Origin of the sequence: Cedecea neteri, assembly GCF_000758325.1 — a bacterium.
In the GTDB taxonomy this organism is placed as follows: Bacteria; Pseudomonadota; Gammaproteobacteria; order Enterobacterales; family Enterobacteriaceae; genus Cedecea; species Cedecea neteri_B.
In genome coordinates, this window is record NZ_CP009459.1 from 1,291,099 (window position 1) to 1,303,398 (window position 12,300).

Annotated in this window: 13 protein-coding genes; 11 read left to right on the plus strand and 2 right to left on the minus strand. The window is 53.4% G+C overall.

From position 1 onward, the window contains the following. Positions 1-3: 3 nt before the first annotated feature. Entirely contained in the window at positions 4-831 is an 828-nt protein-coding gene (locus LH86_RS06070) for a dienelactone hydrolase family protein (RefSeq protein ID WP_039299307.1), read from the minus strand. A gap of 254 nt (positions 832-1,085) precedes the next feature. Here LH86_RS06070 and udp point away from each other — a divergent pair, with 254 nt between their 5' ends. From udp to hemB, 10 genes are all read left to right on the plus strand, one after another. Continuing rightward, positions 1,086-1,847 carry a uridine phosphorylase gene (gene udp / locus LH86_RS06075; protein ID WP_008455474.1) on the plus strand — a complete coding sequence of 254 codons (762 nt, stop codon included), beginning with the start codon at positions 1,086-1,088 and terminating at the stop codon, positions 1,845-1,847. A gap of 141 nt (positions 1,848-1,988) precedes the next feature. Beyond that, positions 1,989-3,422 (plus strand): DNA recombination protein RmuC, encoded by a 1,434-nt coding sequence (gene rmuC, locus LH86_RS06080; protein WP_039299310.1) that lies wholly within the window; start codon positions 1,989-1,991, stop codon positions 3,420-3,422. A gap of 91 nt (positions 3,423-3,513) precedes the next feature. Then, positions 3,514-4,284 (plus strand): bifunctional demethylmenaquinone methyltransferase/2-methoxy-6-polyprenyl-1,4-benzoquinol methylase UbiE, encoded by a 771-nt coding sequence (ubiE, locus tag LH86_RS06085; protein ID WP_039299313.1) that lies wholly within the window; start codon positions 3,514-3,516, stop codon positions 4,282-4,284. A gap of 12 nt (positions 4,285-4,296) precedes the next feature. After that, positions 4,297-4,902 carry a ubiquinone biosynthesis protein UbiJ gene (gene ubiJ / locus LH86_RS06090; RefSeq protein ID WP_039299316.1) on the plus strand — a complete coding sequence of 202 codons (606 nt, stop codon included), beginning with the start codon at positions 4,297-4,299 and terminating at the stop codon, positions 4,900-4,902. Beyond that, positions 4,899-6,539, plus strand: coding sequence for a ubiquinone biosynthesis regulatory protein kinase UbiB (gene ubiB, locus LH86_RS06095; protein WP_039299319.1), 1,641 nt, complete (start codon positions 4,899-4,901; stop codon positions 6,537-6,539). The genes ubiJ and ubiB overlap by 4 nt, the downstream gene beginning before the upstream one ends. Before the next feature lie 77 nt (positions 6,540-6,616). After that, positions 6,617-6,871: a twin-arginine translocase TatA/TatE family subunit gene (gene tatA, locus LH86_RS06100; RefSeq protein WP_039289241.1), complete on the plus strand. Its 255-nt coding sequence runs from the start codon at positions 6,617-6,619 to the stop codon at positions 6,869-6,871. A 3-nt stretch (positions 6,872-6,874) separates the two neighbouring features. Then, the gene (gene tatB / locus LH86_RS06105) at positions 6,875-7,432 is read left to right on the plus strand and encodes a Sec-independent protein translocase protein TatB (protein WP_039299322.1); all 558 of its coding nucleotides are present in this window, start codon (positions 6,875-6,877) and stop codon (positions 7,430-7,432) included. A gap of 2 nt (positions 7,433-7,434) precedes the next feature. Further along, entirely contained in the window at positions 7,435-8,217 is a 783-nt protein-coding gene (gene tatC / locus LH86_RS06110) for a Sec-independent protein translocase subunit TatC (RefSeq protein ID WP_008455457.1), read from the plus strand. 43 nt (positions 8,218-8,260) lie between these two features. After that, positions 8,261-9,061 (plus strand): 3'-5' ssDNA/RNA exonuclease TatD, encoded by an 801-nt coding sequence (tatD, locus tag LH86_RS06115; protein ID WP_039299325.1) that lies wholly within the window; start codon positions 8,261-8,263, stop codon positions 9,059-9,061. Further along, complete coding sequence (gene hemB, locus LH86_RS06120) at positions 9,058-10,080, plus strand: porphobilinogen synthase (protein WP_039299329.1); 1,023 nt, start codon at positions 9,058-9,060, stop codon at positions 10,078-10,080. Before tatD ends, hemB begins: the two co-directional genes overlap by 4 nt. 46 nt (positions 10,081-10,126) lie before the next feature. Here the strand turns inward: hemB and rfaH are convergent, their stop codons facing one another. Beyond that, complete coding sequence (rfaH, locus tag LH86_RS06125; RefSeq protein ID WP_039299332.1) at positions 10,127-10,615, minus strand: transcription/translation regulatory transformer protein RfaH; 489 nt, start codon at positions 10,613-10,615, stop codon at positions 10,127-10,129. 179 nt (positions 10,616-10,794) lie between these two features. Between rfaH and ubiD the strand changes: the two genes are divergently transcribed. Next, a complete protein-coding gene (gene ubiD, locus LH86_RS06130) occupies positions 10,795-12,288 on the plus strand; it encodes a 4-hydroxy-3-polyprenylbenzoate decarboxylase (protein WP_139827497.1) in 1,494 nt (497 codons plus the stop codon). Positions 12,289-12,300 lie beyond the last annotated feature (12 nt).

Sequence of the window (12,300 nt, forward strand, 5' to 3'; positions counted from 1 at the left end):
TTATTACTTTCTCACGCCGTAGCGTTTAAACCACTCGAGCATCCTTTCCCAGCCATCTTTGGCCGACTCTTCATGGTAGCTCGGGCGATAATCTGCGTTAAAAGCATGTCCGGCTTCCGGGTAAACAATGATTTCCGCCCTGGCATTGGCCGCTCTTAGTGCCTGGCGCATGGTCTCAACGCTTTCCTGAGAGATCCCGGTATCCTGGCCACCATACAGGCCTAGCACTGGCGCATTAAGATTGACGGCGATATCTACCGGGTGATGGTGAGAATTCAACGTTTTCTCACCCGTCAGCTTGCCGTACCAGGCGACGGCCGCTTTGAGCTGTGGATTGTGCGCCGCATAAAGCCAGGCAATTCGCCCGCCCCAGCAAAAACCGGTTACCAGCAGGCGATGCACGTCGCCACCGTTGCGTGACGCCCAGCTGGCCACATGATCAAGATCGCCCAGCACCTGATTGTCCGGTACTTTTGAGACCAGGCCACTTAACAACGTGGGGATATCGGCGAAGTCACCCGGTTCTCCCTGGCGAAAATAAAGCTCCGGGGCGATGGCCAGATAGCCTTCAAGCGCCAGCCGACGGCAAATATCTCGGATATGTTCGTGAACGCCAAAAATCTCCTGAATGACAATAACGACCGGCAGCGGGCCATCGGCATTTTTGGGTCTGGCGTGGTAAGCCGGCATATTGTCGCCCTGGCTTGGAATAGACGTTTCCCCAGAAAGAATAGCGTCGTCCGGCGTTAGCAAAGCAGTGGGGGCGATGGGTGAGGCCGCCGGTGCGAAGCCTTCGCCCGGTGTGTTATGTGTTGTTTGCTTTTGTTTCATGGTTTTCTCCGAACCAGCATTAGCGCAGTGTGATAACTATAGCCAGGATTAGTAGCAAATCTGGCGGGCAAAAAACGCCGTCAAAGTTCAAAAAATAGCCCGATCGACACTTAATTGTGATGCTGATCGCATGTGAATATACAAATAATGTAATTTGTTTCATTCAAAGTGAGCGTCATCACGAAATTATGCTCAGGGGTTCTGTAAAGTGTCGCTTTGCTTCTCCTGAAACCTACTCAACAGAGGAGTCTGTTATGTCCAAGTCTGATGTTTTCCATCTCGGCCTCACTAAAAATGACCTGCAAGGGGCTACGCTTGCCATCGTCCCTGGCGATCCTGAGCGTGTGGAAAAAATCGCCGCGCTGATGGACAAGCCGGTTAAGCTGGCTTCCCACCGTGAATTCACTTCCTGGCGTGCTGAACTCGACGGCAAGCCGGTGATCATCTGTTCTACTGGTATCGGCGGCCCATCTACCTCTATTGCTGTTGAAGAACTGGCGCAGCTTGGCATCCGTACTTTCCTGCGCGTCGGGACGACCGGGGCGATTCAGCCGAACATCAACGTGGGCGATGTGCTCGTGACCACCGCATCCGTTCGCCTTGATGGTGCCAGCCTGCACTTCGCGCCAATGGAATACCCGGCTGTGGCAGACTTCGCATGTACTACTGCGCTGGTTGAAGCGGCAAAAGCCGTGGGCGCGACGACCCACATCGGCGTGACCGCATCCTCCGACACCTTCTACCCTGGGCAGGAGCGTTACGATACGCTGTCCGGCCGCGTGGTGAGCCGCTTCAAAGGCTCAATGAAAGAGTGGCAGGAAATGGGCGTGATGAACTATGAAATGGAATCTGCCACGCTGCTGACCATGTGTTCCAGCCAGGGCCTGCGTGCGGGTATGGTTGCCGGGGTCATTGTGAACCGTACTCAGCAAGAGATTCCTAATGCTGAGACGATGAAGAAAACGGAAAGCCACGCGGTGAAAATCGTGGTCGAGGCGGCGCGTCGCCTGCTGTAGTTTTGCTTTTCCGTTCATAAGGCCGGCGCTCGCCGGCTTTTTTTATGCTTTGCGCACTCCCTTCCGGAAAATCCCTTTTCATCTGGACATTTATACAGCAGAATTTTATTTTGCCGATGTTGATATTGTTTTGGGGGATGCATGGATATTTCACTGTTGTTTGGGCTGGGCATCGGGCTGGTGGGCTTGCTGACCGGCTGGCTTATTGCCAGTCTGCGGGCGGCGCAGCGGCTGGCGGCTTTGCATGGAGAACAGCGTGAAATCTACGGCGAGCTTACAGCCGCGCGGCAGGAGCTTCAGCAAAACCAGCACTGGCGGGAAGAGTGCGACCAGCTTAACCGTGAAGTCCGTGCCCAAATGGAAATCAACAGTGGGCAGGAAGCAGATATTCGCGAGCTGACCACATTGCTCGAGCAAACCCGACTCAATGCCGAAGATAAGCATCGCCAGATGCTTAACAGTGAACAACGGCTGAACGAACAGTTTGAGAATCTGGCCCACCGTATTTTTGAGCAAAGCGGGCGAAAGGTTGAAGAGCAGAACCGCCAAAGCCTGAACGTGCTGCTTTCCCCACTTCGTGAACAGCTAGATGGCTTCCGGCGCCAGGTTCAGGAGAGTTTTGGTCAGGAAGCCCGTGAACGGCATACGCTGACGCATGAAATCCGCAATCTGCAGCAGCTCAATGCACAAATGGCGCAAGAGGCGCTCAACCTCACCAAAGCGCTAAAGGGCGACAACAAAACCCAGGGTAACTGGGGGGAAGTGGTGTTAACTCGGGTACTGGAAGCGTCTGGCCTGCGTGAAGGCCATGAATATCAGACTCAGGTAAACATCCAGCTTGAAAACAACAGTCGTATGCAGCCGGATGTTATCGTTCGCCTGCCGCAGGGCAAAGACGTTGTTATTGATGCAAAAATGACGCTGGTAGCCTATGAGCGCTACTTCAATGGTGAAGATGAACTCACGCGTGAAAGTGCACTGAATGAGCACATCGCCGCTGTCCGCAGCCATATTCGCCTGCTGGGGCGCAAAGATTACCAACAACTGCCGGGGCTACGTTCTCTGGACTACGTGTTGATGTTTATTCCCGTTGAGCCCGCTTTCCTGCTGGCTATCGACAGGCAGCCTGAACTGATTAGCGAAGCGCTGAAAAATAATATTATGCTGGTGAGCCCGACGACGCTGCTGGTGGCGCTGCGCACTATTGCCAATCTGTGGCGCTATGAACATCAAAGCCGCAATGCCCAGCAAATCGCCGACAGGGCGGGGCGCCTGTACGATAAAATGCGACTGTTCGTGGATGATATGTCTGCGATTGGGCAAAGCCTCGATAAGGCGCAGGATAACTACCGGCAGGCGATGAAAAAACTTTCATCCGGGCGTGGGAATATTCTGGTTCAGGCGGATGCGTTTCGCGGTCTTGGCGTAGAAGTCAAACGCGAGATGAATCCGGATCTGGTCGAACGAGCCCGTCAGGAAGATGAGGATGATTCGGCTAGACTGGGTCGTGAGGGCGAAGAACCTGAGGCTGAATTCGATACTTTGTCTTCATCGCGCACGGGTGAAGAGCGTTAAACTGAGGCTGAGTAGCACGGTTGAATCATAGGGCTTTCACGCCCATTCTGTTACACTTCCCGAACACTTTCTTTATTAAGCAGGCATTGAGATGGTTGATGAATCCAAGGAGTCCGGATCCCAGGAAACAACGCACTTTGGCTTCCGTACCGTAGCTAAAGAGCAAAAGGTCGATATGGTGGCGAACGTGTTCCACTCTGTTGCGGCGAAATACGACGTAATGAACGACCTGATGTCTTTTGGTATCCACAGGTTGTGGAAACGCTACACCATAGATTGTAGCGGTGTGCGTCGTGGCCAGCGCGTGCTGGATCTTGCGGGCGGTACGGGCGATCTGACGGCGAAATTCTCTCGTCTCGTTGGTGAGACCGGTGAAGTCGTATTGGCCGATATTAACGATTCAATGCTGAAAATGGGTCGCGAAAAGCTGCGCAATATCGGCATCGTGGGGAACGTCAGATACGTGCAGGCTAACGCCGAAGCGTTGCCATTCCCGGACAACACCTTTGACTGCATCACCATCTCCTTTGGCCTGCGTAACGTCACGGATAAAGACGCTGCATTGCGCTCTATGTTCCGTGTGCTCAAACCTGGTGGCCGCCTGCTGGTGCTTGAGTTCTCCAAACCGGCTTTCGAGCCACTGAACAAAGCCTATGACGCTTATTCCTTCCACATTTTGCCGCGCATCGGTGAAATGGTGGCTCAGGACGGCGAAAGCTATCGTTACCTGGCAGAATCCATTCGCATGCACCCGGACCAGGAAACGCTGAAAGGCATGATGGAAGAAGCCGGGTTTGAAAACACCACCTACTACAATATGACCGGTGGGATTGTCGCCCTGCACCGTGGCTATAAATTCTAACAGGGAGCCGCGATGCCATTTATGTCGCTGATGACTGCCGGAATCGAAGGTGTGCTGAACACCTTCCTCTGGCGCGATCGTAGCCTGAAATCCGCACGTCAACGCCTGCAGGGCAAGACGTTGCGCGTTAACCTGAAAGAATTTTCAGCGCCGTTGGTACTGGTGTTCAGTGAACAACAGCTGGACGTCTTGAGTCAGTGGGAAGGTGAGGCAGATTGTAGCGTCACAACCCATATCGGCGTGCTGCCGAAACTGCGCGATCGCCAGCAACTCACCGCTCTGATTCGCAGCGGTGAACTTGACGTGGCGGGTGACATTCAGGTTGTACAAAATCTGGCATCGTTGATGGATCTCGCGGAGTTTGACCCTGCGGAACTGCTGGCTCCGTATATAGGCGATATTGCCTCCGAAGGTATCAGTAAGTTTGCGCGTCATGGCGGAAAGCTGCTGAAGAAAGGATTGATCCGCAATCAGCAGTATCTGGGGGAAGCGCTCACTGAAGAGTGGCGTGTTGCGCCGGGTTCGCTGGAAGTGGCCTGGTTCTCAGAGGAAACCGAAGCGCTGGCACGCTTGGTGGACGCACTCAGCAAACGGCTGGATAAGCTGGAGGGCAAATGACGCCAGGAGAAATTCGCCGCCTTTATTTCATTGTCCGTACCTTTCTGAGCTATGGCCTTGATGAACTGATTCCCAAAATGCGCATTACCCTGCCGTTACGTTTGTGGCGGCGTTGCCTGTTCTGGATGCCGAATCGTCACCGCGATAAGCCTTTGGGAGAACGTCTTCGCCTTGCGCTGCAGGAGCTTGGGCCCGTTTGGATCAAGTTTGGTCAGATGCTTTCAACCCGTCGCGATCTGTTCCCACCGATCATTGCTGACCAACTGGCTATGCTACAGGACAGAGTTGCGCCTTTTGACGGCGCGCTGGCGAAGAAACAGATTGAACTGGCGATGGGTGGCATTCCCGTTGAAAGTTGGTTCGACGATTTTGACATCAAGCCTCTGGCTTCCGCCTCCATTGCTCAGGTGCATACCGCACGCCTGAAAGAGAGCGGCAAAGAGGTCGTGATTAAGGTCATTCGGCCTGATATCTTGCCGGTGATCAAAGCCGATATGAAGCTTATCTATCGTCTCGCCCGCTGGGTGCCGCGTTTGCTGCCGGATGGCCGGCGTCTCCGTCCGCTGGAAGTGGTGCGTGAATACGAAAAAACGCTGATCGATGAGTTAAACCTGCTGCGTGAAGCGGCGAATGCCATCCAACTGCGCCGTAACTTCGAAAATAGCCCGATGCTGTATGTGCCGGAGGTTTATTCGGACTACTGCAGCGAGAACATGATGGTGATGGAGCGGATTTATGGCATTCCGGTCTCCGACACCGTTGCGCTCGAAGCTCAGGGCACCAACATGAAGTTGCTTGCCGAACGTGGCGTGCAGGTCTTCTTTACGCAGGTCTTCCGCGACAGCTTCTTCCATGCGGATATGCATCCGGGCAACATTTTCGTGAGCTACGACCATCCGGAAGATCCGCAATACATCGGTATCGACTGCGGTATCGTCGGCTCGCTGAACAAAGACGATAAACGCTATCTGGCAGAAAACTTTATTGCCTTCTTCAATCGGGATTACCGCAAAGTAGCCGAGCTGCATGTGGACTCCGGCTGGGTGCCGGCAGATACAAATGTCGAAGAGTTCGAGTTTGCGATTCGTACTGTTTGTGAACCTATTTTTGAGAAGCCACTGGCGGAGATCTCCTTTGGCCATGTGCTGCTGAACCTGTTCAATACCGCGCGTCGTTTCAACATGGAAGTTCAGCCTCAGCTAGTTTTACTGCAGAAGACGCTTTTATACGTTGAAGGCGTCGGTAGGCAGCTTTACCCGCAGCTGGATCTGTGGAAAACGGCGAAACCTTTCCTGGAAAGCTGGATCAAAGATCAGGTTGGTATTCCTGCCCTGGTACGTGCTTTCAAAGAAAAAGCGCCTTTTTGGGTGGAAAAAATGCCGGAATTGCCGGAACTGGTGTACAACAGTTTGCGCCAGGGCAAGCAATTACAGCTTAGCGTTGATAAAATTCAGCGCGACCTGCAACTTCATCACGTGCGGCAGGGACAGTCGCGTTACCTGTTCGGCATCGGTGCCACGCTTATATTGAGCGGGACGCTGCTGCTGATCAACAAACCTGAGTGGGACTTTATGCCTGCCTGGTTGATGGCGGGGGGAATCGTTGTCTGGCTGATTGGCTGGCGGCGCTCTGCCTGAACTTTAATCGGAATTAACGGGTGATTGCCGTATAATAGCGGTTCTCATTGCCTTAACATCTTTATTCAGGAGTAGGTATGGGCATCAGTTGGCCACAATTGCTAATCATTGTTGTTATCGTTGTTTTATTGTTTGGCACCAAGAAACTGGGCTCTTTAGGTTCAGACCTTGGCGCGTCTATTAAGGGTTTCAAGAAAGCCATGAGTGACGACGACAGCAAAGAGAAAGAAAATGGTGAGAAGGATGCTGATTTCACAGCGAAATCCCTCTCTGAAAAACCGAGCGACGTGAAAAAAGACGAAGCAAAAAGCAACGATAAAGAGCAGGTATAAACCGTGTTCGACATTGGTTTTGGCGAACTGCTGCTGGTGTTTGTGATTGGCCTGATTGTTCTGGGTCCGCAGCGCTTACCGGTGGCGGTAAAAACAGTTGTTGGCTGGGTGCGCGCGCTGCGCTCTCTGGCTACCACGGTGCAGAACGAACTCGCTCAGGAACTGAAGCTGCAGGAACTGCAGGACAGCCTGAAAAAGGTCGAGAAAGCCAGTATGGATAATTTGACGCCTGAACTGAAGGCGTCAATGGACGAACTGCGCCAGGCCGCTGAGTCGATGAAGCGTTCCTATACCCAGCACGATCCTGAAAAGAACAGCGACGAAGCTCATACCATCCATAACCCGCTGGTAAAGGATGAACAGCAAAGTCATGAAGGCGTAACGCCAGCCAATGCGGCACATCAGGCGGCTGCGCCTGATGCCGTACCGTCAGAGGCTGTGCCTCCGGCGCCAGTGGCGGTTGAAAACGTCGTCGAACCTGCTGCCGAGCCTCAGGTGAAGCCTTTGCCCGAAGCTGCACCTGCTGTCACCCCAACGCAACCTCCAGGTGAAAAATCGTAACTATGGCTGTTGAAGATACCCAACCGCTCATTAGCCATCTGATCGAGCTGCGTAAGCGTCTGCTGAACAGCATGATCGCCGTGCTGGTGATTTTCCTGGCGCTGGTCTATTTCGCTAATGACATCTATCAGGTGGTTTCCGCGCCGCTGATCAAACACATGCCATTAGGCTCAACGATGATTGCGACCGATGTCGCTTCACCGTTCTTTACCCCGATAAAATTAACCATTTACGTTTCGGTGTTCCTGGCCGCGCCGGTCATTCTGTACCAGATCTGGGCTTTTGTTGCCCCCGCATTGTACAAACATGAGCGTAAGCTGGTGATGCCATTGCTGTTCTCCAGCACCCTGCTTTTTTATATCGGGATTGCCTTTGCTTACTTTGTCGTCTTCCCGCTGGCCTTTGGCTTCCTGACAAAAACCGCGCCAATAGGTGTGGTCGTCTCGACGGATATCACGAAGTATCTCGACTTTGTGATGTCGCTGTTTATGGCCTTTGGCGTAGCGTTTGAGGTGCCCGTCGCCATTATCCTGCTGTGCTGGATGGGGGTGACGACACCGGAATCATTGAAACAGAAGCGCCCTTATATTCTGGTTGGGGCTTTTGTGGTCGGCATGCTGTTAACGCCGCCGGATGTTTTCTCGCAAACTCTTCTGGCAGTGCCAATGTACTGTCTGTTTGAGGTTGGCGTCTTCTTCTCCCGCTTCTACGTCGGTAAAGGGCGTAATGGCGATGAAGATGATGAGCCTGAATCTGAAGAGACGCGCTCGGAAAAAGAGCAGTAATGAAATAGCCGCCCTCAGGGGCGGTTGTCGTTTGGAGGGAGAGATGTTTGATATTGGCGTGAATCTAACCAGTTCTCAATTCGCAAAAGATCACGAGGATGTGGTCGAACGCGCATGGCAGGCTGGCCTGAGTGGCATGATGTTGACCGGCACCAACCTCCATGAAAGTGAACAAGCGTTACTCATGGCGCAGCGATATGAAAACTGCTGGTCCACCGCCGGAGTACATCCCCATGATGCCAGCCAGTGGAATGACGAAACTGCGGACGCCATCCGCCGTTTAGCGGCGGCACCCCAGGTCGTCGCTATCGGAGAATGCGGTCTGGATTTTAACCGTAACTTCTCCACTCCGGCAGAGCAGGAGCATGCTTTCACCGCCCAGTTGGCGCTGGCCGCGGAGCTGATGATGCCTGTATTTTTGCACTGCCGGGATGCACACGAACGTTTTCTTACGTTACTTGATCCCTGGCTGGATCAGCTGCCTGGCGTGGTGCTGCACTGTTTTACCGGAACTGAAGAGGAAGCCCGCGATTGCCTGCTTCGCGGGTTGTTTATCGGCATTACCGGCTGGGTTTGCGATGAGCGCCGTGGCCTGGCATTAAGAGAGTTACTACCGGTTATCCCCGCTCAGCAATTGCTGCTGGAAACCGATGCGCCCTATTTGTTGCCCCGGGATCTACAACCAAAACCTGCGTCCCGCCGCAACGAACCCTGTTATCTGCCCCATATCCTGAATAAGGTCGCCGAATGGCGCGGTGAAGACCCGGCCTGGCTTGCGCAGGTAACAGATGACAATGCTCGTCGGTTATTCCGACTGGGTTTTAATCAGGAGAAAGTTAAATGAGCTATGCATTTCCCGGTACGTTTCCCGGGCGCCGTATGCGCCGCGTACGCCGCCATGACTTCAGCCGCCGCCTTGTGGCTGAAAACCAACTGACGGTAAACGACCTTATTTACCCTGTGTTTGTCATGGAAGGCCACAACCAGCAGCAGGAAGTGCCGTCAATGCCGGGTGTTTATCGCATGACTATCGATCAACTGCTGAAAGAAGCAGAGGCGGTCGCGAAGCTGGGTGTACCGGTGCTCTCTTTGTTCCCGGTCATTGAAAGCGACGGGAAATCGCTGCATGCAGAAGAAGCCTATAACCCAAATGGCCTGGTACAGCGCGCTGTGCGTGCGCTGAAAGATGCTGTGCCTGAGCTTGGATTGCTGACTGACGTTGCCCTGGACCCGTACACCACCCACGGGCAGGATGGCGTCATTGACGCTGATGGCTATGTGATCAACGACGTCACCCGCGAGATTCTGGTTCGTCAGGCACTTTCCCATGCTGAAGCCGGGGCCGAAATCGTTGCGCCTAGCGATATGATGGATGGACGTATTGGCTCAATCCGGGAACAGTTAGAAGCTGATGGCTTCGTGAATACCCAGATCATGTCCTATGCCGCAAAATATGCTTCCTGTTACTACGGCCCGTTCCGCGATGCCATTGGCTCTTCCGGTAACCTGAAGGGTGGCAATAAGAAGACTTACCAGATGGACCCGGCTAACAGCGATGAGGCCTTGCAGGAAGTAGCGCAAGACCTGCAGGAAGGGGCTGACATGGTGATGGTTAAACCTGGGATGCCTTACCTCGACGTTGTGCGCCGCGTGAAAGACACCTTTGGCGTACCTACCTTTGCTTATCAGGTATCCGGCGAATATGCCATGCATATGGCTGCGATTCAGAACGGCTGGCTGGCCGAGAAACCGGCCATTATGGAATCGTTGATGTGCTTTAAGCGTGCTGGCGCGGATGGCGTGCTGACGTACTTCTCAAAACGTGTTGCCCAATGGCTGCACGATGAGCAGATGCAGCGCTAGTTGCGATTCGGGAAGAAAAAGGCCAGCATTTGCTGGCCTTTTTGCATTAAACCTTGCGGAAGTCAGTATTCCTGATGCTTTGCTGCACCTGCTTGTTCAGTAAGTTCAGCAGCAACATCGAGCGGGCTTCGCCGTCTGGTTCAGCGAAGATGGCTTCTAATCCCTTGAACGCCCCTTCAGTAATCACCACGCTGTCGCCGGGGTACGGTGTTTCCGGGTCGGTGATATCCTCTGCCTGGAAGTGCATCAGCTCATCAATCACGGTTTCCGGAACCGTTGCCGGCTGCGCGCCGAAGCGAACAAAATGGCTGACGCCACGGGTGGAATGCACCGTGGTGGTATGGATGGATTCCGGATCGAACTCGACAAACAGATAATTAGGGAACAGAGGCTCGCTGACCGCAGTTCTTTTACCACGCACCATTTTTTCCAGCGTGATCATTGGTGTAAGGCAATTAACTTCCTGGCGCTCAAGATGCTCTTTGGCGCGCAGTAATTGACCACGTTTACAGTAAAGAAGATACCAGGATTGCATAATTTCTCTTTTTGCCCGCTTAAGCGCGTCAGAATAACAAAACGCCCTTCGCAGAGATACACAGCTTCAGTATAACCTGTCCAGAAGCGGCCGCAGGCAGCTGGTTTCACGCTAATTTAACAAAAATACAGCATGCCGGCGGTGAAGTCCGTATAATGACGGCCAAATCCGACGTCACGATAAATTGCATGAAATACCACGACCTACGCGAATTTCTTGCGCTGCTTGAGCAGCAGGGCGAACTCAAACGTATCGCATTGCCTGTCGATCCGAATCTGGAAATGACCGAAATTGCCGATCGCACGCTGCGAGCTGGCGGCCCGGCTTTGCTGTTTGAAAACCCGAAAGGTTACACCATGCCGGTGCTATGTAACCTGTTTGGAACGCCGAAACGCGTAGCGATGGGCATGGGGCAGGAAGATGTCACAGCCCTGCGTGAAGTCGGGAAACTGCTGGCCTTCCTAAAAGAGCCGGAGCCGCCAAAAGGTTTCCGCGACCTGTTTGATAAGCTGCCGCAGTTCAAACAAGTTCTGAATATGCCGACGAAACGTCTGCGTAATGCACCTTGCCAGGAACAGGTTTGGGAAGGAGATGAAGTCGATCTTAATCGCATTCCGATCATGCGCTGCTGGCCGGAAGATGTCGCCCCGCTGATTACCTGGGGATTAACGGTCACCCGCGGCCCGCATAAAGAGCGCCAGAATCTCGGTATTTACCGCCAGCAGCTGATTGGCAAAAACAAGCTGATTATGCGCTGGTTATCTCATCGCGGCGGTGCCCTGGATTTCCAGGAGTGGTGCGAGGCTCACCCCGGAGAACGTTTCCCTGTTTCCGTAGCGCTAGGCGCAGATCCTGCAACTATTCTTGGCGCTGTGACGCCGGTGCCGGATACGCTTTCCGAATATGCTTTTGCCGGGCTGCTGCGTGGGACAAAAACTGAGGTCGTGAAATGTATCTCCAACGATCTTGAAATTCCTGCAGGTGCGGAAATTGTGCTGGAAGGTTACATTGAGCCTGGTGAAATGGCACCGGAAGGCCCATATGGCGACCATACGGGGTACTACAACGAAGTGGATAGCTTCCCTGTATTCACCGTAACCCATGTCACTCAGCGGCAGGATGCGATTTATCATTCAACGTATACCGGTCGCCCACCGGATGAACCTGCTGTGTTGGGTGTGGCGCTGAATGAAGTGCTGGTGCCCATCCTGCAAAAGCAATTTCCGGAAATTATTGATTTCTATCTACCGCCTGAAGGGTGTTCATACCGCCTCGCGGTAGTGACGATCAAAAAACAGTATGCCGGGCATGCTAAGCGAGTGATGATGGGGGTTTGGTCGTTCCTGCGTCAGTTCATGTACACCAAGTTTGTTATCGTATGCGATGACGACGTTAATGCGCGCGACTGGAACGATGTTATCTGGGCGATCACTACGCGCATGGATCCGTCCCGTGATACGGTGCTGGTAGATAACACGCCGATAGACTATCTGGATTTTGCCTCCCCGGTTTCCGGGCTGGGCTCTAAAATGGGACTGGACGCCACCAATAAATGGCCGGGCGAAACCCAGCGTGAATGGGGGCGCCCAATCAAGAAAGATGTTGAGGTATGCGCGCGTATTGATGCAATCTGGGATGAACTGGCTATTTTTGATAACGACAAAGGCGCCTGAGCGGCGACCTTT

Excerpts from the sequence above, each read along its gene's own strand:
- LH86_RS06070 (WP_039299307.1), bottom strand. The coding sequence starts at position 831 with ATGAAACAAAAGCAAACAACACATAACACACCGGGCGAAGGCTTCGCA.
- udp (WP_008455474.1), top strand. The coding sequence starts at position 1,086 with ATGTCCAAGTCTGATGTTTTCCATCTCGGCCTCACTAAAAATGACCTG.
- rmuC (WP_039299310.1), top strand. The coding sequence starts at position 1,989 with ATGGATATTTCACTGTTGTTTGGGCTGGGCATCGGGCTGGTGGGCTTG.
- ubiE (WP_039299313.1), top strand. The coding sequence starts at position 3,514 with ATGGTTGATGAATCCAAGGAGTCCGGATCCCAGGAAACAACGCACTTT.
- ubiJ (WP_039299316.1), top strand. The coding sequence starts at position 4,297 with ATGCCATTTATGTCGCTGATGACTGCCGGAATCGAAGGTGTGCTGAAC.
- ubiB (WP_039299319.1), top strand. The coding sequence starts at position 4,899 with ATGACGCCAGGAGAAATTCGCCGCCTTTATTTCATTGTCCGTACCTTT.
- tatA (WP_039289241.1), top strand. The coding sequence starts at position 6,617 with ATGGGCATCAGTTGGCCACAATTGCTAATCATTGTTGTTATCGTTGTT.
- tatC (WP_008455457.1), top strand. The coding sequence starts at position 7,435 with ATGGCTGTTGAAGATACCCAACCGCTCATTAGCCATCTGATCGAGCTG.
- tatD (WP_039299325.1), top strand. The coding sequence starts at position 8,261 with ATGTTTGATATTGGCGTGAATCTAACCAGTTCTCAATTCGCAAAAGAT.
- hemB (WP_039299329.1), top strand. The coding sequence starts at position 9,058 with ATGAGCTATGCATTTCCCGGTACGTTTCCCGGGCGCCGTATGCGCCGC.
- rfaH (WP_039299332.1), bottom strand. The coding sequence starts at position 10,615 with ATGCAATCCTGGTATCTTCTTTACTGTAAACGTGGTCAATTACTGCGC.